At 68.1% G+C, this 26,866-nt stretch carries 25 protein-coding genes; 8 read left to right on the top strand and 17 right to left on the bottom strand.

The genetic code is table 11. The annotated features are described in order from the left end of the window. Window positions 1–99: 99 nt before the first annotated feature. Window positions 100–1,302, bottom strand: a complete 1,203-nt coding sequence (locus OK349_RS01250; RefSeq protein ID WP_265116019.1) for an MFS transporter — start codon at window positions 1,300–1,302, stop codon at window positions 100–102. A gap of 143 nt (window positions 1,303–1,445) precedes the next feature. Here OK349_RS01250 and OK349_RS01245 point away from each other — a divergent pair, with 143 nt between their 5' ends. Then, entirely contained in the window at window positions 1,446–1,886 is a 441-nt protein-coding gene (locus tag OK349_RS01245; protein ID WP_265116018.1) for an MAPEG family protein, read from the top strand. Here the strand turns inward: OK349_RS01245 and OK349_RS01240 are convergent. From OK349_RS01240 to OK349_RS01195, 10 genes are all read right to left on the bottom strand, one after another. Next, the gene (locus tag OK349_RS01240; protein ID WP_265116017.1) at window positions 1,883–3,775 is read right to left on the bottom strand and encodes an XrtA/PEP-CTERM system amidotransferase; all 1,893 of its coding nucleotides are present in this window, start codon (window positions 3,773–3,775) and stop codon (window positions 1,883–1,885) included. The genes OK349_RS01245 and OK349_RS01240 overlap by 4 nt on opposite strands. Window positions 3,776–3,866: 91 nt before the next feature. Continuing rightward, a complete protein-coding gene (gene xrtA, locus OK349_RS01235) occupies window positions 3,867–5,405 on the bottom strand; it encodes an exosortase A (RefSeq protein ID WP_265116016.1) in 1,539 nt (512 codons plus the stop codon). Beyond that, complete coding sequence (locus tag OK349_RS01230; RefSeq protein ID WP_265116015.1) at window positions 5,402–6,622, bottom strand: TIGR03087 family PEP-CTERM/XrtA system glycosyltransferase; 1,221 nt, start codon at window positions 6,620–6,622, stop codon at window positions 5,402–5,404. The genes xrtA and OK349_RS01230 overlap by 4 nt, the downstream gene beginning before the upstream one ends. Then, window positions 6,622–7,683 carry a FemAB family XrtA/PEP-CTERM system-associated protein gene (locus OK349_RS01225; protein ID WP_265116014.1) on the bottom strand — a complete coding sequence of 354 codons (1,062 nt, stop codon included), beginning with the start codon at window positions 7,681–7,683 and terminating at the stop codon, window positions 6,622–6,624. The genes OK349_RS01230 and OK349_RS01225 overlap by 1 nt, the downstream gene beginning before the upstream one ends. Window positions 7,684–7,691: 8 nt before the next feature. Next, the gene (locus tag OK349_RS01220; RefSeq protein ID WP_265116013.1) at window positions 7,692–8,546 is read right to left on the bottom strand and encodes an XrtA system polysaccharide deacetylase; all 855 of its coding nucleotides are present in this window, start codon (window positions 8,544–8,546) and stop codon (window positions 7,692–7,694) included. Then, the gene (locus OK349_RS01215) at window positions 8,543–9,625 is read right to left on the bottom strand and encodes an AAA family ATPase (protein ID WP_265116012.1); all 1,083 of its coding nucleotides are present in this window, start codon (window positions 9,623–9,625) and stop codon (window positions 8,543–8,545) included. The genes OK349_RS01220 and OK349_RS01215 overlap by 4 nt, the downstream gene beginning before the upstream one ends. Window positions 9,626–9,636: 11 nt before the next feature. Beyond that, window positions 9,637–11,226 (bottom strand): porin family protein, encoded by a 1,590-nt coding sequence (locus tag OK349_RS01210; protein WP_265116011.1) that lies wholly within the window; start codon window positions 11,224–11,226, stop codon window positions 9,637–9,639. Next, window positions 11,223–12,215: an AAA family ATPase gene (locus OK349_RS01205; protein WP_265116010.1), complete on the bottom strand. Its 993-nt coding sequence runs from the start codon at window positions 12,213–12,215 to the stop codon at window positions 11,223–11,225. The genes OK349_RS01210 and OK349_RS01205 overlap by 4 nt, the downstream gene beginning before the upstream one ends. A gap of 10 nt (window positions 12,216–12,225) precedes the next feature. After that, window positions 12,226–13,740, bottom strand: coding sequence for an XrtA system polysaccharide chain length determinant (locus tag OK349_RS01200; protein ID WP_265116009.1), 1,515 nt, complete (start codon window positions 13,738–13,740; stop codon window positions 12,226–12,228). A 13-nt stretch (window positions 13,741–13,753) separates the two neighbouring features. Further along, window positions 13,754–14,398 (bottom strand): XrtA/PEP-CTERM system exopolysaccharide export protein, encoded by a 645-nt coding sequence (locus tag OK349_RS01195; protein WP_265116008.1) that lies wholly within the window; start codon window positions 14,396–14,398, stop codon window positions 13,754–13,756. A 201-nt stretch (window positions 14,399–14,599) separates the two neighbouring features. Between OK349_RS01195 and OK349_RS01190 the strand changes: the two genes are divergently transcribed. Further along, entirely contained in the window at window positions 14,600–14,737 is a 138-nt protein-coding gene (locus tag OK349_RS01190; protein ID WP_265116007.1) for a hypothetical protein, read from the top strand. 10 nt (window positions 14,738–14,747) lie between these two features. Continuing rightward, window positions 14,748–15,185: a hypothetical protein gene (locus OK349_RS01185; RefSeq protein WP_265116006.1), complete on the top strand. Its 438-nt coding sequence runs from the start codon at window positions 14,748–14,750 to the stop codon at window positions 15,183–15,185. Here OK349_RS01185 and OK349_RS01180 read toward each other — a convergent pair whose 3' ends face one another. Together OK349_RS01180 and OK349_RS01175 are read right to left on the bottom strand one after the other, a co-directional pair. Further along, window positions 15,186–16,409 (bottom strand): pyridoxal-dependent decarboxylase, exosortase A system-associated, encoded by a 1,224-nt coding sequence (locus OK349_RS01180; RefSeq protein ID WP_265116005.1) that lies wholly within the window; start codon window positions 16,407–16,409, stop codon window positions 15,186–15,188. Then, on the bottom strand, window positions 16,406–17,917 hold the full coding sequence (locus OK349_RS01175; RefSeq protein WP_265116004.1) for an acyl-CoA ligase (AMP-forming), exosortase A system-associated: 1,512 nt from the start codon (window positions 17,915–17,917) through the stop codon (window positions 16,406–16,408). The genes OK349_RS01180 and OK349_RS01175 overlap by 4 nt, the downstream gene beginning before the upstream one ends. Before the next feature lie 121 nt (window positions 17,918–18,038). Here OK349_RS01175 and OK349_RS01170 point away from each other — a divergent pair, with 121 nt between their 5' ends. The 4 genes from OK349_RS01170 to OK349_RS01155 are packed head-to-tail and all read left to right on the top strand — an operon-like array spanning window position 18,039 to window position 20,673. Beyond that, window positions 18,039–18,311: an acyl carrier protein gene (locus tag OK349_RS01170; protein ID WP_265116003.1), complete on the top strand. Its 273-nt coding sequence runs from the start codon at window positions 18,039–18,041 to the stop codon at window positions 18,309–18,311. Between the two features lie 41 nt (window positions 18,312–18,352). Beyond that, complete coding sequence (locus OK349_RS01165) at window positions 18,353–19,009, top strand: alpha/beta hydrolase family protein (protein ID WP_265116002.1); 657 nt, start codon at window positions 18,353–18,355, stop codon at window positions 19,007–19,009. After that, complete coding sequence (locus OK349_RS01160; RefSeq protein ID WP_265116001.1) at window positions 18,997–19,794, top strand: hydrolase 1, exosortase A system-associated; 798 nt, start codon at window positions 18,997–18,999, stop codon at window positions 19,792–19,794. Before OK349_RS01165 ends, OK349_RS01160 begins: the two co-directional genes overlap by 13 nt. A gap of 15 nt (window positions 19,795–19,809) precedes the next feature. Further along, window positions 19,810–20,673, top strand: coding sequence for a 2-dehydropantoate 2-reductase (locus tag OK349_RS01155; protein WP_265116000.1), 864 nt, complete (start codon window positions 19,810–19,812; stop codon window positions 20,671–20,673). A 67-nt stretch (window positions 20,674–20,740) separates the two neighbouring features. Here the strand turns inward: OK349_RS01155 and OK349_RS01150 are convergent, their stop codons facing one another. Next, window positions 20,741–21,121, bottom strand: a complete 381-nt coding sequence (locus tag OK349_RS01150; RefSeq protein WP_265115999.1) for a hypothetical protein — start codon at window positions 21,119–21,121, stop codon at window positions 20,741–20,743. Between the two features lie 334 nt (window positions 21,122–21,455). Beyond that, entirely contained in the window at window positions 21,456–22,427 is a 972-nt protein-coding gene (gene trxB / locus OK349_RS01145; RefSeq protein WP_265115998.1) for a thioredoxin-disulfide reductase, read from the bottom strand. A gap of 174 nt (window positions 22,428–22,601) precedes the next feature. Here trxB and OK349_RS01140 point away from each other — a divergent pair, with 174 nt between their 5' ends. Then, on the top strand, window positions 22,602–23,258 hold the full coding sequence (locus OK349_RS01140) for a peptidylprolyl isomerase (RefSeq protein WP_265115997.1): 657 nt from the start codon (window positions 22,602–22,604) through the stop codon (window positions 23,256–23,258). Window positions 23,259–23,432: 174 nt separating this feature from the next. Here OK349_RS01140 and OK349_RS01135 read toward each other — a convergent pair whose 3' ends face one another. Both OK349_RS01135 and OK349_RS01130 read right to left on the bottom strand, forming a co-directional pair. After that, window positions 23,433–24,623, bottom strand: a complete 1,191-nt coding sequence (locus OK349_RS01135; protein WP_265115996.1) for a dipeptidase — start codon at window positions 24,621–24,623, stop codon at window positions 23,433–23,435. 66 nt (window positions 24,624–24,689) lie between these two features. Next, window positions 24,690–26,840, bottom strand: a complete 2,151-nt coding sequence (locus OK349_RS01130; RefSeq protein WP_372340528.1) for a prolyl oligopeptidase family serine peptidase — start codon at window positions 26,838–26,840, stop codon at window positions 24,690–24,692. Window positions 26,841–26,866 lie beyond the last annotated feature (26 nt).

Below are 26,866 nucleotides of genomic sequence, written 5' to 3'. Positions count from 1 at the left end.
ACTGGATCGCGGCGCCGAGCAGCACGTCGGGCCCGACGCTCTGCCACAGCCACCAGCCGGCGGCGAGCACGGCCGCAAGGGCGATCAGGCCAAGCGCCTTCACGCAGTCGCCTCGCGCAGGCGCGGTACCGGCCGGTCGGGGATCGGCATGTGGACCAAGGCCGCCATGAAGCCGAGCGCGACCGATGCTACCCAGATGCTGTCATAGCTGCCGGTCAAGTCGAACATCAGCCCCCCCAGCCACGCGCCGAAGAAGCTGCCGACCTGATGGCTCAGGAATACGATGCCGTAGAGCGTCGAGAGATAGCGGATCCCGAAGATCTGCCCGATCAGCCCGCTGGTGAGCGGCACGGTGCCGAGCCACAGGAACCCCATCGCCGCGGCAAAGGCGAGCGCAGTGAAGGGCGTGAGCGGTAAGGCGAGGAAGGCGATCATCACCACGCTGCGCGCGGCATAGAGGATGCTCAGCAGGTACTTCTTGCTGCGCTTGTCGCCCCAAACGCCGAACAGATAGGAGCCGAAGATGTTGAACAGGCCGACCAATGCCAGCGCGTTGGCGCCGATCGACAGGCCGAGTCCCTTGTCGGTGAGATAGGCGGGGAAATGCGTCGCGATGAACGCGATGTGGAAGCCGCAGACGAAGAAGCCGGCGTTGAGCAGCCAGAAGCCGCGATGCGCCGCAGCCTCGCGCAGTGCCTCGCCGAGCGACTGGGTCGGCGCTTCGCCCCTCGCCGCCTGCGCTGCCGGCTTGCCCGCGACGCCAAGCGCCAGCACGAACATCACCGCGACGATCCCGGCCATCGCAACCAGCGCGAGGCGCCAGCCGAGCTCGCCGATCAGCAGCTGGCCGGTCGGCACGAGCAGGAACTGGCCGAGCGAGCCGCCCGCGGTGACGATACCGAACGCCATGCTGCGCTTCTCGGGCGGCACCACGCGCCCGACCGCGCCGAGCACAACCACGAAGGTGGTCGCCGACAGCGCCATGCCGACCAGCACGCCGAACGAGAGGTGGAGGCCGATCGCATTGGTCGCCAGCGAAGCGCCGATCAGACCCGCGATATAGACCAGCGTGCCGACTGCGACGACGCGGCCCGCGCCATATCGGTCGCCGAGCGCGCCGACGAACGGCTGGACGAGGCCGAACAGCAAATTCTGGATCGCGAGCGCGAGGCCGAAGCTCGAGCGGCCGATGCCGAGGCCGGTGCTCATGTCGGGCAGGAACAGGCCGAACGCCTGGCGCACGCCCATCGCGATGGTAACGATGATCGCCGCGGCGGCAATGACGATCGATGCGCGCTTCATGTCCGAACCCCTACCGACGGCGAAGATGGCTAATATCGGACACGGGCCGGCGGATTTCACCACCCTTTCCGTTGTGAAACGAAATCTTTCCAAGCGGCGCGCGCTGGTGCAGCTTCGCGCGACACTTCGGGGGAGGACGAGCAATGCACAGTCAGATTCTGGGGCCGGTGATCGCGCTGGTCGGATGGTCGCTGGTGATGTGGGTCTGGCTTTACGCCCGCCGCATCCCGGCGATGAAGGCGGCGAAGATCGATATCGGCAAGCTCACCGGCGGCACCGGTCCCGATCTCAAACAGGTGATCCCGGCGAAGAGCCAGTGGCCGGCGGACAATTACAACCACCTGATGGAGCAGCCGACGATCTTCTACGCGGTCTGCCTGACGCTGGCGCTGATCGGCCAGGGCGACAATCTCAACGCCACGATCGCCTGGGTCTATGTCATCCTGCGCATCGCCCACAGCATCGTGCAGGCGACGGTCAACCGCGTCATGGTGCGCTTCACATTGTTCACGCTGGCGACGATCCCACTGGTGATGCTCACTGTTCACGCCGCGATGGGGTTCTGGGGGCTAAGCTTCCACTAGGCGAACAAGCGCGACAGGCTGCGTTCGAGCATCATCAGCTGCCACAAGGTGCGGCCATGCTCGGCGCGGCCGCTGCGATGTTCCTCGGCGAGGCGGGCGATCGCCTTGGGCTCGAACCAGCCGCTCCCGGCGAGCACCGCGGAGCGCGACAGCGCCGCCGCCTCGTCCGCCAGCGCCTTGCGGAACCACGCCGAAACCGGGGTCACGAACCCCATCTTGGGGCGATAGAGGATGTCCTTCGGCAGCCACGGCTCCAGCGCCTTCTTCATCAGCCATTTGCCCTGCCCGCCGCGGATGCGCATCGATGCGGGCAAGGTCGCGGCGAACTCCACGAAGCGATAGTCGAGCAATGGCTCGCGCGCCTCGAGGCTGACGGCCATGCTGGTGCGGTCCATCTTGGTCAGGATGTCGCCGGGCAGCCAGTGCTTGAAATCGGCATATTGCGCGCGGTCGAGCCCGTCGCGTGCCGGGGCCGCACGCATCGTCTCGACATAGCGCGTCTCCGCGCGATGCCCGCCCAGCTGCGCGCGCGCGGAGTCGGTGTAGAGGCCGAAGCGAACGTCCGGCGTGGTGACCCCCACCGCCTTGGCATATGCCGCACCACTATCTTCGGCGAGCGCAAGCAAGGTCGTCCTGGCGCGCAGCGGGCGCGGCGCCCAGTCGGCCTTGGGATAGAGCCGCCCGAACGTGCCGAACACGCCCTGCCGCACCGAAGCGGGGAGCAGGCCGCGCACGCGCTCCTCGGCAGCGTGGAACTTGTAGCGGCGGTATCCGGCCAGCGCCTCGTCCGCGCCATCCCCCGACAGCGCCACCGTCACCGTCTCCCGCGCCAGCTCGCACACGCGATAGGTCGCCAGCGCCGACGCGTCGGCGAACGGCTCGTCGAAATGATGGACCAGCGTGTCGATCAGCTGGAAATCGTCCGCCGCCACGGTGCGGGTGCGATGCTCGGTGCGGAATCGCTCGGCGACCGCGCGGGCATAGACGCGCTCGTCATGGCCCGTCTCGTCGAAGCCGATCGTGCAGGTCTTGACCGCATTGCGGCTCGCCTCGGCCATCAGCGCAACGACCGCGCTCGAATCCACCCCGCCCGACAGGAACGCGCCGAGCGGCACGTCGGCGATCATCCGCGAGCGCACCGCCGCGCGCAGATGCTCGACCAGATCCGCTTCGAGGTCGCGCGCCGATCCCCTGGCGCGCTTCGAGAAATCGACGTCCCACCATTCGGTCGACGTGGGCACCGGCTTGCCGCGTTCCAGCAGCAGATAATGGCCTGCCGGCAGCTTCTTCACCCCCGCCAACACCGAGGCATCGTCGGGCACATAGCCAAGCCCCAGGAAATCCTCGACCGCGCTGAAATCGGGTTGCCGCCGAAGCAGAGGATGCGCCAGCAACCCCTTGATCTCCGAGGCGAATGCGACCGCGCCGTCGGACAGTTCGACATAATGGAGCGGCTTCACCCCGAGCCGGTCGCGCGCCAGCAGCAGCAGCTGTTTCCGCGCGTCATAGAGCGCCACCGCGAACATGCCGTTGAGCTTGCCCAGCATTGCCGGTCCCCAGGCGCGCCAGCCATGCAACAGCACCTCGGTATCGCTGTTGCTCAGGAACTTCGCGCCCTTGGCCTCCAGCTCCGCGCGGACCTCCTGGAAATTGTAGATCTCGCCATTGTAGCTGACGATCACGTCGCCCTCGGGCGTCGCCATCGGCTGTGCGCCGCCGGCAAGGTCGATGATCGAGAGACGGCGGTGGCCCAGCCCCACCCCTGGCGCGGTCCACACCCCCGATCCGTCGGGGCCGCGATGCGCCAGTGCGTCGGCCATCGCCTTGACGCGCGCCGGGTCCACCGGCTTGGGCACGCCCGGATAGTAGAGCCCCGCAATCCCGCACATCAGCTAATCGTTCCCGCCCCGTATCGCAGCATTGCTCCCGCTTTTGCGGGGATGGCGTCAAGGTGCAAGCGCCGCCCGCGACGGACCGTGCTCAATCCGCCCCGGCTGCGCGGTCGGCGACCCGGTCGACCGGGCCCAGCGCGCCCAGGAATCGCTTGATCGCCGCACGCGCGGGCAATTCGCCCTTCTCGGCCGAGACCATCACCGCCACCGCGCGCTGCTTCCCGCCCAGCAGCTTGGCCTTGAGCGTTTCTGCCTTCACGCGCGATTCGTTCGGCGTAAGCTCATCCCCGATGCGATACCAGGTGACGACCTCGCGCTCGACCGGGCCGGGCGCGGTCATGCGCATCGCGCCGCCGCCGTCGAGCTCGGGCAGATCCTCGATCCGCACCCATTTGTCATTCTCGCGGATTGCGCCTTGGCCGAAGCCGACCAGCTCCTTGCCCTCGCGCTGGCTGCCATAGACAGCGAGCACCAGATCGACCTGCGCGCCCATCCCGTCCGAATAACGGCCCATCAGGAAATGATCGGCACCGGGGAAATTGGGCGTCCACTCGGCGCGCTTGCTTGAGGGCACCTCCGTCCACCCCGCGACCTGCGGAAGCGCAACCTTGCCCGGCAGCGCGTCGGCGCGCGCGGCGATCGCCCCGCCCCACGCCATGAACAGGCTCACGATGAACAGCCCGGTGAGCGCCACCACCGCAGGCATCCGCGCGGCGCCCGGCCAGCGGCGCTGGAGCTTCGCCGCGTCGAACCACGGCGCGTCGGGGTCACGGTCGAACCATTTCCAGCCGATCGCCAGCACGCCCGCCATCACCGCGCCGAAGAACACCCAGCCATAGACGATATGGTCATAGCCCGTCGCCGCCTCGACCGAGGTCAGGTACGCGGCATAGACGGTGCCGAAGGCGCGGATGCCGTTGGCGATCATCGGCACGATCAGCGCCACCGCCATGAACGCCGCGCGCCGCGTCCAGCTGATATAGCAGACGTTCGCGACCAGCGCGCCGTACGCGACCATCGCGATCACGAACTTCGCGCCCGAACACGCCTCTGCCACCTCGAAATAGCCGTTGGGCGTGGTGATCAGCACCCCGTCGACATGCGCGGGCACGCCGAACAGGTCGAGCAAGGGCACCAGGATCGCGACCGTCAGGTCCTGCAGCGGCTTCTCGAGTCCTTCGCCGAAGGGCACGAGGAAGATCATATAGGCGAGCGGGAAGAGCAGCGCGCGCGCGACATTGGGGCCGAGCAGCGCGATCACCGATCCCTGCAGCATCACGACCAGGCCGAGATGGCGGAACAGCGCCACCCCTGCGGCATCGCCGAGCAGCCAGGCAAAGCCGCCGCCCGCCACCACCGCGAGCCCCGGCCACCACGCCTCGGCGCGCACTGCGGGCAGGTCCGCGCGGCGCTGCCACACCAGCCACGCCACCACCGGTGCGATGAACAGGCAGTGGCCGAAGGTCGTGTTGGTCCAGTAGATCGTGGCGAGATCGGCGACGTCGCGATGAAACATCAGCAGCAGCGCCGCCCACACGCCGACGAGCAGCAGCGCATGCCGCTTCCACGTCACATCGAACGCCACGCCGCGCGCCTCGAATGCGCCGTCGGCCACCGCCGTCGTCATGCCGCCACCTTCCGGCGCGGCTGCGGATTGCTGCGCCCCTTGAACCCCATGATGTCGTCCAGCACGGCGAGCTTGGCATCCCAGCCATAGAGGTCGATCACCCGCTCACGCGCCGCCCTGCCGAGCTCGGCGCCGCGCTCCGGATCGTCGAGCAGCGCGCTCACCGCATCGGCCATCCCGCCGACGCCTTCGGTCACCTCGATTGTGCCGCCATGGTCGATACCCGTCGCCGCCGCGGACGAGGCCACCACCGGCCGCGCCATCGCCATCGCCTCGAGCACCTTGTTCTGCACCCCGCGCGCGAGCTTCAATGGCGCGACGACCACTGACGCGGCGGCAAGCCAGGGACGCACGTCGGGCACCTCGCCGGTCACGGTGACGCCCTCGAGCTTCGCCAGCGCCTGCACCGCGGCATCGGGTTTGCGTCCGACGATCACGAACTGCGCATCGGGATGACGCACGCGGACATGCGGCAATACCGATTGCGCGAACCAGGCCACGGCCTCGACATTGGGACGATAGTCCATCTGCCCGGTGAACACGATCATCGGCGCCACCGCCTCGAGCCGGCGGAACGCCGCGGCGGGATCGAAATTCACCGTGTCGATCCCGTTCTCCACCGCATGCACGCGCTGCGCCCGGGTGCGTTCGCGAAACAGCGCGGCCTCGGCCTCGCTCACGAACAGGCTGGCATCGGCCTTGCCCGCCACCCATTTCTCATATTGCGCGAGCATCCGCGCCTCGCGGCGGAGCATCCAGCCCGAGAAACCGCGTGTGGTCTTGCCGTAGGCCGCGAACTTGGCCGAATCCATGTCGACAAAGTCCATCACCACGCGCTGGCGCGGCTTGTGCGGGATATACTGCGCCATCTGGCTGGAGAAGACGTAGATCGTGTCGATCGAATGCCGCGCGAGGACGTTCTCCACCGCCTGGCGCAGCTCAGGATTGTCGAACGCGGTGAGCGAGAAGGGCCGCCGCTGGACCAGCGCCTGCACGCCCGCGGCCGCCTGCCCCTTCCGGCGCCACACGATCTGGCGGTTGCCGGTGATCTTGTTGAGACCGCCCTTGCGCTTGAGATCCGCGGGGTCGTCGGCGAAGGCGATCAGATGCACGCGCTTGCGCTGCGCGAGATAACTCAGGATGTTGAACGCGCGGATCTTGTCGCCGCGGTCGGGCGGAAACGGCACGCGGTGGGCGAGGAACAGGATATCGCCCATTAGCCGAGCCCCCGCGAAATCCACGGGCCGACGCGGTTGGCGATGGCGAGCGGGAGCTTGCTCCACACAGCCACCTGAAGCCGGTACTTCGGGTTGAGCGGATTGGCGTCGCGGATCGATGCGCCGTCGGCGACACGATCGTAATAGGTGAGCGGCTGCGGCTCGAACCCCCAGTTCTTCTTGAACGCCGCCGCGCCAGTGCCGACCTTCGACCGGCCAAAGTCGAAGCGCGTGCAGCCGCGCTTGCGCGCGTGGCGCATCAGCTCGAAATACATCCGGTCGTTAGCGCGCAGCCGCCGCGCGTCCGCCGTTCCGCCGCCCCAATAGGGATAGACCGTTCCACGCCAATACAGGCTCAATACGCCAGCCACCGCATTCCCCCCGTCCCGTACGATCAGGACGTCCGCAGCACTGCCAAACTCATGCAACATTTCTGTGAACAGGCGGCGCGGAAAGACCGGGGTGCCGAGATTGCGGACCGATTCGGCATAGACCGCATAATGGGCGGCGATGTCGGCTGGATCCTGCCCCGCCGAAATGTCGAGATCATAGCCGAGCGATTTGCGCACCTCGGCGCGCTGCTTGCGTGGGATCTGGAGCAGTTCGGCCTCGTCGTCCGCGGCGAGATCGCGCGCGAAGCCGAGATAATGGGTGTCGTCCACGCTCCACTCGCGCCCGGGACGCGGCCCGCCGCGCAGCTCGGCGCTGGGGCAGCTCAGCCGCACCGCGAGCTGCCAGCATTCCTCGGCGAGCAGCCGCTTCACTTCGGGCTTGTCGGTCAGGATACCGCCGCCCACGCCAAACCCGGCCGAAGCGAGCACGCGGCCGAACAGCGGCGAATGCAGCTCGGTCAGCGGCACCACGCCGACGATGCCGAGTTCGCCGCGCTCGGCAACCAGATAATGCGCCTTCTGTCCGCAGCCCTTCTCGACCGCCGCGCTCCACGCCGCCAGGTGGAACGGTGTACCGTCGGGATGCGCGTCGACATAAGCACCGATCCGCGCCCGCTCGGCCGGATCAGCGAGATCGGCGACGCGCAATGTCGTCGACCGCAGGCGCATAGGCGCGTTCACGGGAGCTTCGCCGCCTCGGTCGCCGCGACGCGATCGGTGCGGTCCCAGCGATGCTTGGCCATCAGCGTGCGCAGCTTGCCCGCCATCGCGCCGAGCCGGCTATAGTGGCGCAGCTTCGATTTGAGCGGCGCACCGGCGACGCGCGGCTGGCCGGGATCGACCTCCCACGGGTGGAAGTAGAAGATCGCCGGCCGGCCTGCGCCGTTGAGCGCGTCGATCGCGCGGTAGATCACATTGCCGGGCAACAGGCGGAAAAAGCCGCCGCCGGTGGTCACTTCCTTGCCAAGGAACTTCGCCGTGGTCACCGGCAGCTCGATCAGCTCGCTCCCTGCGACCGGGCGGTAGGCGCCGCGCGGCGCATCGGCCCAGCCATAATGATCGTGCCCGATCGGCGCGACGCTCGACGAATAGGCATAGCCCGCCTCGGCGAGGATCTCGTGCGCCCACGGTGTGCGGATATCGATCGAGAAGCTCGGCGCGCGATAGCCCGCCACCCGCTGCCCGCTCGCATCCTCCAGCGCCACGCGAGCCCGGGCGATGTCGTCGCGGAACTGATCGGGCGTGAGGTTGAACACGCGCTGGTGGTCCCAGCCATGGCTCGCCACCTCATGCCCGGCATCGGCAATGCGGCGCATCAGCGCGGGATATTTGTCCGCCACCCAGCCGAGCGTGAAGAAGGTCGCCTTGACCCCACCCGCGTCGAACAATTCCAACACCTTGTCAGTATTTGCTTCGACACGGTGGTCGAGCGCATCCCAGTCGCCGCGCGCGATCACCTTCTCGAACGCGCCGACCTGGAACCAGTCCTCGACGTCGACCGAGAGCGCGTTGACGGGCGCGGACGCGGTCATTGCCAGGCGGCGGTTTCGCGCCGCGGCACCCGATCCTCTTCGCCCTCAATGAAATCGACCATCAGCGTCAGCACGCGGCGCAGCGCGGCGTCCTGCTCCTCCAGCCGCGCCTCGAGCCGCGCGATCCGCGCCGACAGCGCATCGATCGCCGCGCTGTCCGGGGCGGGCGTCACAGCCTCGCGGATCGACGCCGTGACCGGCTGAGGCGCTGCCTCGACCGGCTGGACGGGCGCAGCCGCAGCCGCCGCCAGCGGACGCCCCGCGACCACGGTATCGTTATCGAGATCGGCGATCACCGTCGCGACGTCGCCGCCGCTGAAGCTGTCGAGCTGCTCGATCGCGCCGAACAGCATCACGCGGCCGGCGAGCTGGTTGACCTTGCGCGGAATGCCGCCCGACCAGCGGTGGATCGCCGCGATCGCGTCCTTCTCGAAGCGCGGACGGCCGTTCCAGCCGACCACCGAGAGGCGGTGGACGAGATAGGGCTCGAGCTCCTCCAGTCCCATCGGGTCGAGCTGATGCATCGCGATCACGCGCTGGCGCAGCTGCTCCAGCCGCGGATCGGCGAACAACTCGCGGAACTCGGGCTGGCCGAGCAGGAAGATCTGCAGCAGCGGATAGCCGCCGGCCTGGAAGTTGGAGAGCATGCGCAGCTCCTCCAGGCTCTCCATCGGCAGCGCCTGCGCCTCGTCGACGATCAGCAGCGTGCGCTTGCCGGAGCGCGCGACGGCGTGGAGCCCCTTCTCGATCGCCGCCAGCGTCTGCGCCTTGGCGAGGCCGGTGGTGTCGGTGCCGAGCCCCGCGGCGACGAGGTGGAGCAGATCCTCCGACTTCACCTGGCTGGTCACGATGCGGATGACGTTCAGCCGCTCGCGGTCGATATTGTCCATCAGGTGGCCGACCAACGTGGTCTTGCCCGCGCCCGGAGCGCCGGTGATGACGATGAAGCCCTCGCCTTGGCTCAGGCCATAGCCGAGATAGGCCATCGCCTTGCGATGCGTGGCGGTGTCGAACCAGAACGCCGAATCCGGCGTCAGCTGGAACGGGCGTCCGCTCAGGCCATAATGCTCGTCGTACATCATCCCACCCGTTAGAAGCCGTACCGCAGGCCGAGCAGCGCCTGTGCAGACGTGTTGCCCTCGCCTTCGATATCGAATGTCGAGATACCGAGCGTCGCCGTCGCGCTGAGCGCACCGAAGCTACGATAGTATGAACCGTTGGCGCCAGCCCCGAACACGCCCGGCGCGCCCGGAATGCCGCTCTCGAAATAATTGGCGTAGACGTTGCCGCTGACGCTCGACACCGAGTCCAGCGCCTGCGACGCGAAGAACTGCGCGTACCAGGTGTCGTCGCTGGTGCCGGCGATGATCGAGCTGCCCGGCGGCACATGGTAGCGGCGGTTGGCATAGCCTGCGCCGAAGCCCAGCGTGGTCGGCCCGGCGTTCATCGACAGCACGCCGACCACGCCGCGCGCGCGATAATTGACGCTGGCGATCGAGCTCAAAGCGTCGGTCAGGCACCCGCCCGCGGCGGTGCCGGTGTCGCCGAACACGCAGCCATTATAGGTGTCCCCGAACGGATCGACCGGGGTGCGGAAGCTGGTCGGCAGCGCCGCGAGGTCGCGCTGGAGCTGTCGGCCGAAGCTGTCGACATGGTCGTACACGCCGATCTGCAGCCCCGAGCGCCGCGAGATCTGCCACTGCAGCGACCCGGTATAGCTCATCGATTCATAGCGGCGGCCGATGCGCGCCTCGAGCATCAGGCGCGAGCTCGGCTTGTAGATCACGCCCGCGTCCCAGAACACGCCGTCGACGTCATAGGCGATGCGCGGCGGCGAGGCCGGATCGGTGACGAAGCGGCCATTGCCGTCGCGCACGATGTCGCCATCGGCGTCGCGCAGCGGGTCCTTCTGCGTGATCTTGATCTTCTCGTAGCCGACGCCGCCGACCACGGCGAGACCGGCGCCGACCGGCAGCACCGCATCGACGCGCGCGAACTTGCCGTCATAGGTCTGGTCGAGCTGGCTCATCTCCTCGCGCTGCCACGCGCCCGCGACGCTGAGGCCGACGGGAAGCACCGTCCCCGCCTTCACCCCGGCGGTGACCTGGGCAAGATGGCTGGTGGCGGAGTCGTAGAGATCGACCGGCGGCTGGGTCGGATCGACGCCGGAGATGTCCGGCTCCTCGACCTTGGTGTAACCGAAGCGATAGGCGGCGCTGACGTCGATCGGGCCGTTGCCGGCCTGGAAGGTCGGGCCGGCATAGGCCGAATAGACCTGGCTGACGTTGCGCACATTGCCCGCGAGGTTGCCCGGCGCGTCGCCGCGGATGTCGCTGCGCGTGCGCGTGGCGAGCGCGCCGCCCTCGAGCGTCAGATGTGGGGTCACCCGGATCGCTGCGCGGGCGAGGCCGCTATGCGTGTCGCCGTCGGCGACGTCGCGATTATAGGAGAAGCGATGCTCGTATTTGTAGGCGAGCTGCACCTCGACGCGGCGCGTCTGGATCGACGCGTCGATGCCGACGCCGACGCTGGTATAGGTCAGCACCTCATCCGAATCGAAGTCGGCGACCAGGACCTGCGCGGCCTCGACATAGGGCTCGATCGACTTGCGCCGCTCCTGCGCGGCGGCCGGCAGCCCGGCGATGACGGTGGCGGCGATCGCCGCGGCAAGCAGCCTCACGCCTCACCCTCCCCGTAATAGGCGCCATAGGTGCCGAAGCGGCGGCCGCCCGGCTGGAACGATACACTGTTGAGCACGAGCTGGATCTGCTCGCACCCGTCGAGCAGGCCGACGGATTCGCGCAGGTCGCTCTCGCTGGTGCGGTCGGCACGGACCACGAGCATCACCTGCCCGACATGCCCGGCCAGCACCGAAGCCGGCGACGCGGCGAGCGCGGGCGGCGAATCGAAGATCACGATGCGGTTCGGGTTCGCCGCGGCCAATGCGTCGAGTACGTCGTGCGCCCGGGCGCTGGCGAGCAGCTCGGTATCCGCGTTCGATCGCGTGCCCGCGGGCAGCACCGAGAGTTGCGGTACATCGGTGTCGAGGACGCACGCCTCGGCGCTGTCGATGTCGCCGGCCAGCACGTCGAGCAGGCCCAGCCTCTCGGGCGCTCCCAGGCGGTGCAGCACGTCGGGCTTGGCGAAATCGGCATCGACCAGCAGGATCTCGACATCCTTCTCGGCCGCCATCGAGAGCGCGAGGTTGATCGCGCAGAAGGTCTTGCCGTCGTTCGGCTTGGCCGAGCAGACCAGGATCATGCGCGACTTGTCCGGCTCGGAGCGATGGATCGCGCGCGCGGTGTTGAGCAGTTGGCGCTTGATCAGCCGGAATTCCTCGGCGAGCGCGGTCACCGCGGCGCCGGGCACGAGCATGCCCTCCTCGGCGAGCTTGTCGCGGTCGATCGCGATGCGCGGGCGGGCTCCCGGCGTGTGGACGGGCTGCGCGGCCGGTGCGGGGACGGGCGCTTCGACGCGCGGCGCTTCGGCCAGATCGAGCACCGGCAGCGGTGCCGGTTCGGGCTGAGGCTGAACGCGCTGCTGCGGCTGTACCGCCGCCGCTTCCTGCGGCAGCGCCGGGATCACCCGCGGCTCGTGCATCAGGTCATAGCGCGCGGCCGCCCGCTCGAGCAGCGAACCCTGGTAGCGGCGGGGAGTCTGATCGTTCATCTCTCGCCCCTCACGCCATGCCGCGCTGGAAGATTTCCAGCCCGAGCAATGCGACCCAGGCGAACACGAGCCCGCCCATCGCCGCCGCGAACATCTGCACCCGCTTCTTGCGCAGCGCGGTCTGCGCCGCGGTCACCACTTCGCCGACCGATCCGATCACCGGCATGCCCGACGCCTTTTCGAGGCGCTTGGCGGTAGGGAAGGTCCCGGCGAGCTGGCTGAGGCCGAACGCCGCCGCGACGCCGCCGCCGAGGCCGACGATCAGCACGCCGGTGAGCAGCAGCAGCCGGTTGGGCGCGGCCGGCGCGGTGGGCGTGACCGGCGGATCGATCACGCTGAACTTGACCGCGTCGGTCTGGCTCGCCGCCTGGCTGCGCAGCTTCACCTGCTCGCGATCGGCGAGCAGCTTGTCATACTGGGTCTTGAGCACCTGATAGTTGCGATCGATCTCGGCCTGTTCCTGCGCGGCGGCGGGATCGCCGGCCATCTTCTGGTCGAACGCGTTGATGTCAGCCTCGATCTGCGCCTTGCGGTTGGTCAGCGCGGCGACCTGCGCCGCCTTGTCGGCCTGCATCGCGCGAAGGCTCAAATAGAGCGGATTGGCGTTGGCGCCGCCACCCGCCATCGACACCGGCTCACCCCGCGCCGCGGTCTGCGCCGCCGAGAGCTGGCTCTTGAGCGCGATCACGTCGGGATGGGCGTCGGTCCATCCGCGCGCGCGGGCTTCGGCCAGCTGTCCCTGAATGGCCGAAACACGCGCGCGCGCCGGCCCCGCGACGGCACCGCCGCCCGGACCGGAGACCGAGGCGGAAGTACCCGCCATCTGGCCGTTGACCGCCGCCAGCCCGCTCTGGGCCGCGGCAAGATCGGCATTGACCTGCGCCAGCTGGCTGCGCGCCGCCGCCACCCGCTCGGTGAGCGAGCCGGTGCCGGGCAGCGAGCCGAGGTAGCGCGCCTGGAACTCGGCCTGCTTGCCTTCGGCCTCCTGGAGCGCCTTCTGGCGCTGGGCGAGCTGCTGGTCGAGGAAGGTGAGCGACTGGCTCGCCTCGTCCCGGCCCTGGGTCAGATTGTCCTCGACAAAGATGTCGATCAGCTTCTGCACGATGTCGCGCGACAGCTTGCCGTTGCCCGCGGTCGCGGTGATCTCGAACAGATTGTCCTGCTGCGCGGTGACCTTGATCTTCTGCTGCAGCCCGGCCACGCGATCCGCGACGTCACGGTCGGTGGCGACGGTGTTGGCGAGCGCGGTGCCGCGCACCACCTTCTCGAGGTTGATCGCGCTGGCCAGCGTCTGGCGGACGCGGTCGATGTCCTTCTGCTGCTCCTGCTGGCTGGCGAGGCCTTCGCCCGGCAGGATCTGGCGCAGCTGCACGAACACCCGCGCGCGGCTCTCATACTGGTTCGGGATCTGCGACACGACCAGCCAGCCGAGCAGGCAGATCGCCCAGGCGACCGCCGCGGCGAGCCAGCGCCGCTGCCACACGCCATGGACCGCAGTCCGCACTTCTTCCCAAAGGCCCCCCATCAGCCGCGGCCCCTCAGAACATGCTCTCGGGGATGATGATCACGTCGCCCGGCTCAAGCCGCACGTTCGCGCTCGTATCCCCGTTCTTGAGCAGGTCCGACAGGCGCACGCGATATTCGCGCTGGCGCGCCGAATTCTTGTCGAAGCGCACCAGTCGCGCGCGGTTGCCCGCCGCGAACTCGTTGAGCCCGCCGACCGCGATCATCGCGTCGAGCAGGGTCATGTTGGCGCGATACGGGATCGACGCCGGCTTCTCGGTCGCGCCGACCACGCGGATCTGCTGGCTGTAGGTGCCGCTGAAATTCTCGACGATGACCGAGACGATCGGATCCTTGATATATTCGCCGAGCGCGATCTTGAGGTCGTCGGCCAGCATCGCCGGGGTCTTGCCGACCGCGGGCATGTCGCTGATCAGCGGCGTGGTGATGCGGCCGTCGGGGCGCACCTGCACCTTGGCCGACAGCTCGGGATTGCGCCACACGAAGATCTGCAGGCTGTCGAGCGGGCCGATGACATATTCCTCGCCCGGCCCTTCGCGGCTGGCGACGAAGGTGGTGGCCGGCAGTTCCGGGCGGCTGCCGCCCCCCGCGCAGCTCGAAAGCGCGACCGCTGCGATCGACGCCGCCGTCAGAACCCGCGCACCATGCCGAAAACGCATTGCCCCAAACCTCCGTACCGTGCGCGGAGGACCGGCGTCCCGCCCCCGCAATCCACGCACATTTCAACGATTGCTATGGGTGTCAGAGGTAAAGATACCGTTAGGAAAGAAGAGCGCGGGACTCGACCGGGACATGCGTTATGACATTCACCACGCGGCCCGATTCGGTTACGGGGCCGTATCGAAGCGGGAGATGGGCACATGATCGATATTCGCAAGCCGGTCACTTCCAGCGGACAGCATGGCGGCTATCCGCCCGCGCCGCCGCCACCGCCGCCGGGACCCTCCTCGCCGCCGACGCCCGGACCGCGGCCGGGTCCGCAGAAGCCCCAGGGCTGACCTTACACGGATGGGACCGGGGCACCTCTACTATATCGGCATCCTGCTGACCGGGCTGTTCGTCGCCCCGTTCAGCCCGCTGGCGCGCGTGATCGTGCTCAGCTGGCTGGCGGGCGAGTTCGCGTGGTGGCTGGGAATGCCGATGCCTTGGGTCAACCTCGCCCAGCACCTCGCGGCCTTCGTGATCGGCAGCCGCTATCTACGCAACGAATGGTGCCTGGCCGCCTGGGTGATGTTCGTGCCGATGCTCGCCTGCGACGCCCTGTCATTGATCCAAGAGCAGGAGGTGATGGCGTGGTGGGGCCTGCTCTGCACCGCGCTCGCCCAGCTCGTGCTGCTGCCGATGGGAATGGATGTCGGACGCGTGGGTGGCGCCTTGTTCGGTGGCGGCGCGGCGGGCGACGCGCGCCCCCGCGACTTCCTGCGGATCGGCCTGCGCTCCGCCTGATCAGCCGCCGGCGACGATCTCGGCTGCGGGACCATGCCCCAGGAATGCCGCCGGGCTCGCGCTCGCGCCATAGGCACCCGCCAGGAACACCGCGATGACGTCGCCCGGCCCGGCTTCGGGCATGGCCACGCGATCGGCAAGCCGGTCGAGCGGCGTGCAAAGCGGACCCACAATGGAGACGGTTTCGATCGGTTCCGAACCCAATTTTCCCGCCACCGCCACTGGATAGTTGCGCCGTACCACCGTTCCGAAATTGCCCGAGGCGGCGAGCTGGTGGTGCAGCCCGCCGTCGCACACCAGGAACGTCTCCTCCCCGCTCGTCTTCTTGTCGATCACGGTCATCAGATAGACGCCGCACTCGCCTGCGATCCAGCGTCCAAGCTCGATCGCAAAAGCCGAGTTGACGAGCACCGACGGCCGCGCCGCCAGCGCGTCACCCAGCGCCGCGCCGACTGCCTCGACGTCGACGGGCACATCCCCGGCGAAATAGGGGATGCCGAACCCGCCGCCGAGGTTCACGAGCGTCGGCTGCGCACCCGCTTCGTCCGCCAGCCGCGCCGCCAGCGCCACCGTCGCCGCCTGCGTCTCGACGATCGCCGCAGTGTCGAGCGACTGCGATCCGGCGAAGATATGGAAGCCGCGCCAGTCCGCACCCGCTTCGATCAGCCGCTTGACCAGCGCGGGCACGCGCGCCGCATCGACCCCGAAGGGCGAGGCGCGCCCGCCCATCTTCATCCCCGATCCTCGCAGCTCGAAGTCCGGGTTCACCCGCACCGCGAGCTTGGGCGCGACGCCGAGCCGCTCGCCGATCGCCAGCGCGCGCCCGGTCTCTCCCTCGGACTCGAGATTGAGCGTCGCGCCCGCCGCGATCGCCGCCTCCAATTCCCAATCGCGCTTGCCCGGTCCGGCAAAGCTGATGTGCGCCGCGTCCTTGACCGCGAGCGCCTTGGCCAATTCGCCGCCTGACGCGACGTCGAGCCCGCCGACCAGCGGCGCCACGGCCTCGAGGAACGCCGGCAAGGGGTTGGCCTTGATCGCGAAATGGATCTCGCACGCCGGCGGCAGCGCGGCACGCAGCCTTGCCAGCCGTTCGCGCACGATGCCGACATCATAGACGAACAGCGGCGATCCGGCCTCCGCAACCCAGTCCACGGCGCGTTTGCCCGCAACCGTCAGTTCGCGCTGGTCCGCGAAATACGGAGGAATCGGCCCCATTGGCTTCATGACGTCAGCTCCGCCTTCAGACCCGAACGATCGAACTTGCCATTGGCGTTGCGCGGCAGGCTCTCGCGCCATTCGTAGCGTGCGGGCTGCATGAAGCTCGGCAGCTCGCGCCGCAGCCGCTCGCGCAGCGCCGCCTCGGCCACCGCCGCCTCGCCCCGCGCCACCGCGACCACCACGATCGCCTGCCCCAGCCGCTCGTCCTTGACCCCGAACGCCGCCGCCTCGCGCGCTTCGCCCCCGGCGAGCACCGCTTCCTCGACCTCGGTCGGGCTGATGCGGTTGCCGGCGGACTTGATCATCTCGTCGTCGCGCCCGACGAAGCGCAGCAGCCCGTCCGCCCCTTCAGTCACCGTGTCGCCCGAGAACACCGCCATCCCGCCATATTCGGAGAAGCTAGGCGCCGGCTTGAAACGCTGCGCCGTCCGCTCAGGATCCTGCCAATAGCCCTGCGCCACCAGCGGCCCGGCATGCACCAGCTCGCCCGGCTCACCGGGATCGGCGCGGGTGCCGTCGGGCCGCACCACCATGATCTCGGCAAAGGGGATCGCGCGGCCCATCGAGTCCGGATTGGCGTCGACCAGCGACGGGTCGAGATAGGTCGAGCGGAACGCCTCGGTCAGCCCGTACATCGGATAGAGGTTCGCATTCGGGAACTTCGCGCGCAACCCGCGCACCATAGGGGTGGTCAGCGCGCCGCCCGAATTGGTCAGCCGTCTGAGCCTGCGCGCGACCAGCTCGGGCCATTCGGCGTCGAGCAGTTGCACCCACAGCGGCGGCACGCCGGCAACGGTGGTGATGTCGTGCCGCTCGGCCGCCTTGATCACGTCGCGCGCGGTCAGATAGTCGAGCGGGATCACCCGCCCCCCGCCGGCCCAGGTCGAGAAAAGCTGGTTCTGGCCATAGTCGAAGCTCAGCGGCAGCACGCCCAGCACGCGGTCGGCGGGCGTGATCCGGAGATAATGCGCGACGCTGATCGCCCCCAGCCACATGTTCGCATGGCTCAGCATCACCCCCTTGGGCCGCCCCGTCGAGCCCGAGGTGTAGAGGATCGCCGCCAGCGCTTGCGGATCGGCGTCCGACGGCGGCAGCCCCTCCCCCTCCAGCCCCGCCTCGTCGTCCCCGGCGATCCGGCAGTGATCGGGCAAGTCGCCGCTTTCGAGGGTCATCGATCGCGCCGGCTGGGTGAGCAGCAGCGAAGCGCCGCTATCGGCGAGGATATGCGCCACCTGCGCGCGCTTGAGCACTGGATTGACCGGCACATGCACCAGCCCCGCGCGCGCCGCGGCGAGCGGCATCAGGCAGGCGAGCCGCGTCTTGGGCAGCCAGGTCGCGACGCGCGCGCCGGGCTCGAGCCCGTCGGACCTGAGCCACAGCGCCAGCGCGCCCACCGCGGCCTCAAGCTCGGCATAGGTCAGGGCGCCCGCGCGGTCCTCGAGCGCGATATCGTCGGGCGCGCCAAGAGCGGACAGCGCGTCAATCGGGCGCGGATTCGGGTCGAGTTCCACCATGGCGCCTCCTTACCCCGCATCGGTTAACGATGCAGTGCCAAGTCGCATGTTAGCAGGTGCAGCACTTGGCAGCCCGGTCCGCAACCGGTAACGGGACACAAAAATAGCAGGGGGAAGGGCGTTGCAGCCGGAAGGATTTCACGAGGTCGAGGAAACCGTGCGCGGCGTGCTGCGCGACGTGCTGGGGATCAGCGCCGAGCGCGCCGCCGCGTTCGACGAGGCGACCCCGCTGTTCGGCGCGCTGCCCGAGCTCGATTCGATGGCGGTGGCCGGCGTGCTCACCGAGATCGAGGATCGCCTGGGCATCATCATCGAGGATGACGAGGTCGACGGCGAGATGCTCGAGACCTTCGGCGCGCTGGTCCGCTTCGCCGCCGCCAAGGCGCTGACCTGACCGCGTTCGGCCATTACGACTGGCCCGGCGGGCGCGAGGCGATGCTTCGCTTCGGGCCTGCCGAGGGCCCGGTGGTGGTCGCCGCATTGCCGCTGTTCGAGGAAGCCAACCGCACTCGCGCCTTCGCGGTGACGATTCTGCGTGCGCTGGCCGAGCGCGGAATCGTGGGCCTGCTGCCCGACCTGCCGGGTCAAGGCGAGAGCCTGCTTCCCACCCACGAGACCGACCTGGCCAAGCTGCGGGCGGGGTTCGCCGCCGCAGCCGCGAGCCTGGGCGTGCCTGTCTTCACCTTCGCCATTCGCAGCGGCGCGCTGCTCGATGGCGATGCGCAGATCGCCGGCCGCTACCACCTCTCGCCGATGACCGGCGCCGACCTGCGCCGCGAACTGGTCCGGGCACGCCAGGCGTCGTCGCGCGAAGCGGGCGAGGCGTTCGATCCGGCCGCGATCGATACCGCGACCGAACCGGTCGAGCTGGCGGGCAATCTGATCGCCCCCGCCTTCCTTGCCGAGCTGTCCGCCGCGGCGCCCTCCACCGAAGCCGTCCGCACCGTCCGTCTCGAGACCGAGGCCAAGCCGGCCGACGCCAAGCTCCCCGGCAGCCCGCTCTGGCGCCGCGCCGAGCCTGACAACGACCTCGCCTTCGCCAGCGCCGTCGCCGGCGACATCGCCGCCTGGATCGCCACATGCGCAGGCTGACCAGTTTCCCATGCGCGGGCGAAACCCTCGCCGCCACGCTCGATGAAGCGCCGGGCAGTACCGGCCTGCTGATCGTCTCGGGGGGGAACGAGATCCGCATCGGCGCGCATCGCGGCATGGCCGAACTGGCCGCGAGCGTCGCTGCCGCGGGCCACCCGGCGTTCCGCTACGACCGCCGCGGCATCGGCGATTCCACTGGTGAAAACAACGGCTTCGAGTCCACGGCTGAGGACATCCGCGAAGCGGTGGCCGCCTTCCGCCACGAAGCACCGCACCTCACGCGCATCGTCGCCTTCGGCAATTGCGACGCCGCGAGCGCGCTGATCCTGTTCCAAACGAACACCGGTATCGACGCGCTTGTCCTCACCAATCCCTGGACGATCGAGGCGATCGACGATCTCCCGCCCGCCGCCGCGATCCGCTCGCGCTATGTCGAGAAGCTCAAGAACCCGCGCGAGCTGCTCCGCCTGTTCACGGGCGGCGTGAATATCCGTAAGCTAGTCAGTGGTTTGTTGAAAGCATCTGCCAAGCAATCGCAACCGCCCGCCAGCCTCCCCGCCCGTCTCGCTGCCGGGCTCGACGCCAGCGAGACCCCGGTCACAATCCTGCTCGCCAAGGCCGACAACACCGCCCTCGCCTTCGCCGATCACTGGCAGGGCGACGCCTTCACCAAGGCTCGCGCCCGCCGCACGCTCGACATCTGCGATACCGACAGCCACAGCTTCGCCCGCCCGCAGGACAAGGCCTGGCTGACGCAGCGGGTGCTGGCGGCGCTCAAGAGCTGAAATTCGGAGCTACGCATGACGAAGATTGCAGTCGTCGGCACGGGCGCGATCGGCGCGACCATCGCCGCCTGGCTGATCGCCGATCCGGCGCTGGACGTCACGCTGTGCGCACGCACGCCGTTCGAGCGCCTGCGCGTGCAAACGCCGGACGGCGATCTCGAGAGCCAGCCCCTGCTCCTCACCGATCCGGACACGGCCGACCCGGTGGACTGGGTGATCGTCGCGACCAAGACCTATGACGCGGCGGGCGCGTCACGCTGGCTCGACCGGCTGGTGCATGACGGCACGCGCGTCGCCATCCTGCAGAATGGCGTCGAGCATCTCTCGCGCTTTCCGCAGATCGATCCCAGCCGGATCGTCCCGGTGGTCGTCGACATCCCGGCCGAGCGCCGAGCGCCCGGCGATGTCGTCCAGCGCCGGACCGGCAGCCTCACCATCCCCGCGGGCCCCGCGAGCGACGCCTTCGCCGTGCTCTTCGCCACCACCCCGATCGAGCTGCGGCTGACCGACGACTGGCTGACCGCCGCGTGGCAGAAGCTGGCGATCAACTGTGCGGGCGTGGTCAGCGCGCTGACGCTCAAGCCAGCGGGCATCGCGCACGATCCCGACATCGCCGAGCTGATGCGCGGGCTGGTGCGCGAGTGCATCGCGGTCGGCCGGGCGGAGGGCGCCGTGCTCGACGACGAGGTCGCCGACAAGGTGGTCGAGGGCTATCGGACGGGGCCGGCGGACTCGATCAACTCGATCCACGCCGACCGCCTCGCCGGTCGCGAGACCGAGATCGACGCGCGCAACGAGGTCATCGTCCGGCTCGGCGTCCGCCACGGCATCGACGCGCCGCTCAACCGCATGGCGGCCACGATCATCCGCGCGAGCTGAGGGCACCGGATTGGCGTGCCGCATACCCTCTCCTGGAACTCCGCGATGTGGGTTTGCTATGGGGTGGTTAGCTGCCGTTTGACGGTATCCGCCAATGTCCCGGCAAATCGTCAAAATATCCCCATGACTCCCAAGGCCCGTCGCTACCGCTCGGGCGGCTTGCCAACCGCCACTCAGGCGGGTCAGGGAAGCCGTGCCAAGCTAATTGCATCAACAGCAGGTCCTCGCCATCATGGGTGGCATAAAATTCGACATCGCCACTGGTCAGCTTCTGTCGTTCGATACCAAAGACTGACGAGCCAGCTTTTCGTATCGAAGCCCACTCAATCGGTTTGGTCGCTCTTTCCTGAAAACCGGCGAGTTGAGCGTCGGCAAGTATGTCGGAAGCGTCCCACGGATCAGCTTCCCAAGAATTCGACGCAGAGTTCATACGGTCAGCTTGCGACATCCAAGTCTCCACTGCCGCAAATTAAAGGCCATCTCGGCGTCCGCAATGGGGTCGTTAGCGGATACCTCAACGGCTGAGCCCGCCCCCTTCCAATGTTGGATTTCATCTGATCTACCCTGGTCGATGGATCATCGGACTCCTCGAACCCAACCCGCACCCTGTCGCGCCACCGGCACAGCGGCGGCGCGTGAGTGGGGCGACGGATTCAAACCCGGCGCGATCCAGTCGCTTCACAGGCGCAATCGCTACAAACCCCGCATTCTTGTCAACTTCGTCAAGCGACAAAGGTGACAGTTTGGCAGGCGTTCCGCGTAGCTTCGTCAACTTCGGCCGCTCACTCCGCGGCTTCGGCGACCGCCTCGAAATCGGCCTCGGCCAGGAACCGCTCGGCATCCAGCGCCGCCATGCAACCCGTCCCCGCCGCGGTGATCGCCTGGCGATACACCTTGTCCATCACGTCGCCGCACGCGAACACGCCCGGCACGCTGGTGCGCGTGGTGCCGGTCTCGACCTCGATATAGCTGTCGGCGTCGAGCTTCAGATGCCCGCGGAACAGCTCGGTCGCCGGGTGATGGCCGATCGCGACGAAGCCGCCCTCGACATCGATGTCGGAGAGCTCGCCGGTCACCGTGTCCTTGAGCTTGAGGCCGACCAGCCCCTCTGGATCGCCGCCGCCGACGAACTCGACGACTTCCTTGTTCCACAGCGTCTTGATCTTGGGGTTGGCGAACAACCGCTGCTGCAGGATCTTCTCGGCGCGCAGCGTGTCGCGGCGGTGGATCAGCGTGACGTCATGGCTGTGGTTGGTGAGGTAGAGCGCCTCTTCGACCGCGGTGTTGCCGCCGCCGATCACCGCCACCTTCTTGCCGCGGTAGAAGAAGCCGTCGCAGGTCGCGCAGGCACTCGCGCCCTTGCCCTTCATCGCCTCCTCGCTGTCGAGGCCGAGCCACTTGGCCTGCGCGCCCGTCGCGATCACCAGCGTATCGCCGAGATAGACGGTGCCGCCGTCACCGACCATGCGGAACGGACGCTGGGTCAGGTCGACCTCGACGATCGTGTCGTACATCATCTGCGCGCCGACATGCTCGGCCTGGGCCTGCATCTCCTCCATCAGCCACGGGCCCTGGATCACCTCGCGGAAGCCGGGATAATTCTCGACATCGGTGGTGGTCATCAACTGCCCGCCCGGCTGGATGCCCTGCACCACGATCGGCGCGAGCCCGGCGCGCGCACCATAGATGGCGGCGCTGAGGCCGGCCGGACCGGAACCGAGGATCAGCATGCGGGTCGAGTGCGTCGCGGTCATTCTACGTCCTGTTGGCCCCAGGGCCTTGTGGCCCAAATAGCAAGCGATGCCGCATCTAGGGGAACGGCATCGCCTTTCGCAACATGGGTGGCGGTCGCCCCCGCGCCAGCAAAGCGATTCTGTTGTGGACGAAAGCCGGTTGAAGCCCAGCCCGGCTTGCGCGAAGCTGACCGCATGATGATCCGCCGCACCCTGCTCGCCCCCTTGCTCTTTGGCGCCCTCCTCGCCCCCGTCGCCGCGCTCGCCCAGACGACATCGACACCAGCGCCTACCACTGCACCCGCTCCAGCGGTTGCGCCCAAGCCGGCGACGCAGAAGGTGGCGATCGAGACCAACATGGGCCGCTTCGTGCTCGAGCTCGAGACCGAGCGCGCGCCGATCACCGCGCGCAACTTCCTGCGCTATGCCGACCAGAAACGGCTCGACGGCATCGCCTTCTACCGCTCGGTCAAGGTCGCGGACAAATTCGGCTTCGTCCAGTTCGGGATCGAGGGCAATCCCAAGCGCGCCTTGCCCCCGATCGCACATGAGCCGACCACCAAGACCGGCGTCAAGCACGTCAACGGCGCGATCTCGACCGCACGGCTCGCGCCCGGCACGGCGCGCGGCGAGTTCACGATCAGCGTCGGCGACCAGACCTCGCTCGACGCCAATCCGTCGGCGCCGGGCGACAATCTCGGCTATGCCGCGTTCGGCAAGGTGGTCGAGGGGATGGACGTGATCTGGAAGATCCTCGACGCCCCCACCTCGCCCACCAAGGGCGAGGGCGTGATGAAGGGCCAGATGCTCGAGCCCAAGGTGAAGATCCTCAGCGTACGCCGCGTGCCCTGATCACGCTGATACTTGCGATGTTGGATTTGTTCTGCATATGTTCCAGCATGGCTTGGCACGCGCCCGCTCTTTCTCATCGTCGGCAGCAGATACTGTCCCCAGGGGAAACCGGGGGGTACGTAGTGTGAGCTTTGACAGCTTCCGCGAGCGCGGCGTGCGCGATTCGCATACCGATCACCCGCCCTTGGCCGCGTCCGCGGCGCGCAGGATGCGCAGCACATTGCCCGACCAGATCTTGGCGATGTCCGCCTCCGAATAGCCCGCGGCGACCAGCCGCTCGGTCACCTTGGGCAATGCGGTGATGTCCTCGAACCCGCGCACACCGCCGCCGCCGTCCCAATCGGCGCCGATGCATACATGGTCGGGGCCCGCGACCTTGAGCAGGTGGAGCAGGTTGCGCATGAACGTCTCGAAATCGGTGTCCTGCACCGGCGCGGTCTCGTCGAGCTTGCGGATGTCGGCGGTGAGCTTGGCCTGCTCCGCCGCCGAGAGCGTGGCGATGTTGTCGGCAAGATCGGAGAGGCGGTTGCGCTCGGCGGTATAAGTCATCTTGGTCAGGAACACGCTGTTCATGCACACCGCCCCGCCCTTCGCCGCGAGCTTGCGGATGCGGTCGTCGTCGATGTTGCGGTTGTGATCCCACATCGCCTTCGGCCCGGAATGCGACAGGATGATCGGCACCTTGCTGAGATCGAGCATCTGGTCGAACGTCGCGTCGGAGGAATGGCTGCCGTCGATCACCATGCCGAGCCGGTTCATCTCGGCGACCCACTTCCGGCCGAGCGGCGACAGGCCCTTCCAGGTCGCCGTCCCGGTCGCGCTGTCGGCGAACTGGTTGTCCTTGGAATGCACCGGCCCGGCCATGCGCACGCCGCCATCGTAGAATTTCTGCAGCAGCGAGAGGTCCTCGCCCAGCGGATAGCTGTTCTCGATGCTGATGAAGGCGAAGCGCAGCCCCGCCTTGTTGGCGCGCACCGCCTGGTCGGCGGTGGTGACCGGTTCGATCCGGCTGGGATAGGCGGCGATCGTCTGGTGGATCTCATCGAGCCGCTTGAGCGCGAATGCCTTGGCGTCGGCAAAGCCCTGCGGCGTCAGCGGACCTTGACGGGTGTAGATGACGAACATCCCGCCATCGAGCGCGCCCGTCTCCATCCGCCCGAGATCGACCTGCGCCAGGTCGGTGCGCCAGTCGTGCCGGTCGCCGAACTTCCAGTGCGGGTTGGAGAACCACACCGGCGTGTCGAGATGCGTGTCGAGCGTCATCAGCCGCTGGTGCAGCGAGGGCGCCGGAGCGGTCTCCTGCGCGACGGTGGGTGCGCAGCTCGCCAGGGCGAGGGCGAGAAAAGGCAGGCCGATCAAACGCATCGAAGGCTCCGTCCACGGATGAGTGAACGGAACCTATCGACTGGCAGCCCCAGTGCAAGGCCGGGTTTAATTGACCGGCTTGACGTCGAGCCCGGTCCACTTGGCGGCGAACGCCCAGAGATCGGAGGTTTCCTCGATCACCTTGTCGGTCGGCTTGCCCGTGCCGTGACCAGCGCGGGTCTCGATCCGCACCAGATGCGGCTTCGGCCCGATGTCGGCCGCCTGCAGCGCCGCAGTGTATTTGAAGGTGTGACCCGGCACCACGCGGTCATCGGTGTCCGCGGTGGTGGCGAGGATCGCCGGATAGGCCTTGCCCGCCACGATGTTGTGATAGGGCGAATAGGCGCGCAGTATCTTCCAGTCGGCTTCCTTGGAGGGGTGGCCATAGTCGTCGACCCAGTAGCGGCCGGCGGTCCAGCGGTCGAAACGCAGCATGTCCATCACGCCCACCGCGGGCAACGCCGCGGCGAACAGGTCGGGCCGCTGGTTGACCACCGCGCCGACGAGCAAGCCGCCGTTCGATCCGCCCTGGATGGCAAGGCCGTCCTTCTTCGTGATGCCCTGCGCGATCAGATACTCGCCCGCGCCGATGAAGTCGTCGAACGTGTTCTGCTTGTTGGCGAGGCGGCCGCCATCGTGCCACGCCTTGCCATACTCACCGCCGCCACGGATGTTGGCGAGCACGAACACACCGCCCTGCTCCATCCACGCCAGCCGCGACGAGGAGAAGGCCGGGCCGTAGCTGACGTTGAACCCGCCATAGCCCCACAGCAGGGTTGGCGCAGGGCCGGTCACGTCCTTCCGCTTGACGATGAACATCGGCACCCTGGTGCCGTCCTTCGACGCGAAGAAGCGCTGCTCGACGCTGTACTTCGCCGGATCGAACGCCACCTTGGGCTGCGCCCATGCCTTCGCCTCGCCGGTCTTCACGTCATAGCGATAGACGGTGGTGGGCATGTTGAAGCTGGTGAAGGCGTAGAACGCCTCGCTCTCGTCCGGATCGCCGCTGAAGCCCGCGACGCTGCCGATGCCCGGCGTGGCAACCTTGCCGAGCAGCTTGCCGTCGATCGAGTAGCGCCGCATCTCGTCCTTGGCGTCGACCATATAGCTGACGAACAGCTGGCCGCCGACGATGCCCGCGCCTTCGAGCGTTGCGGCGTCCTCGGGGATCAGGTCGGTCGCGACCGGGTTCGCTTGCGCGACGTCCATCGTCACCAATTTGATCTTCGGCGCGCCCTTGTTGGTCGTCCAGTAGAAGCGCGTGCCGACATTGCCGGCGAGGGTCCAGTTGTTCTCGAGTCCCGCGATCAGCTTGCGCGGCTTGGCGCCGGCGGTCCTGAGGTCGAGCAAAGTGATCTCATAGCGGTCGTCGGTGCCCTCGGTCGTGGTGATGACCAGCCAGTTGCCGTCCTCGGTCACCTGCGCGAAATGGCCGCGCTTGGGGGTCTCGGGCGTCGCGTAGATCAGCGTGTCGGCGCTCTGCGGCGTGCCGATCTTGTGGAAATAGACCGACTGGTTCTCGTTAAGCTGCTGGAACGCCTGGCCTTCGGCAGGCGCAGGGAAGCGCGAATAATAGAAGCCCGATCCGTCCTTCGCCCAGGCGAGGTTGCTGAACTTGATCCACTTGACCTCGTCGTCCAGCGTCTTGCCGGTGGCGACGTCGAGCACCTTGACCGTGCGCCAGTCGGTGCCGCCGTCCTGGATGCCGTAGACGAGCAGCTTACCGTCCTCCGACGGGACCCACTCAGACAATGCGGTGGCGCCGTCCTTGGCCCATGTGTTCGGGTCGATCAGCACGCGGCCGGCGCCGTCGAGGCTGTCGCGCACCCACAGCACCGCCTGGTTCTGCAGGCCCGTATTGTGGCTGTAGAAATAGCGGCCGCCCTTGCGTGTCGGCACGCCGAACCGCTCATAGTCGAACAGCTGCTTGATGCGGTTCTTGAAGATATCGCGGCCGGGCAGCGTCGCGAGATAGGCGTCGGTGACCTTGTTCTGCGCCTCGACCCAGGCCGCGACCTCCTTGTCGTTGCGCACGTCGTTCTCGAGCCAGCGGAACGGATCGGCGACCTTCTGTCCGAACACCTCCTCGGTCACGGCGTCGCGCTTGGTCTCGGGATAGGCGATCGGGGCAGGCATCGTCGTCGGCGACTCCGGACTGGCGTGAACAACAGGGGCGGCGAAGAGCAGCGGGAGAGCGAGAAGCGGCGCGCGGCGCATTGGTATCTCCTGAGACGGAAGCGCCG

This window comes from Sphingomonas sp. BT-65, assembly GCF_026107375.2.
In the GTDB taxonomy this organism is placed as follows: Bacteria; Pseudomonadota; Alphaproteobacteria; order Sphingomonadales; family Sphingomonadaceae; genus Sphingomonas.
The sequence above is the reverse complement of the archived record's forward strand: the minus strand, read 5'-3'. Positions and strand labels throughout refer to the sequence as shown.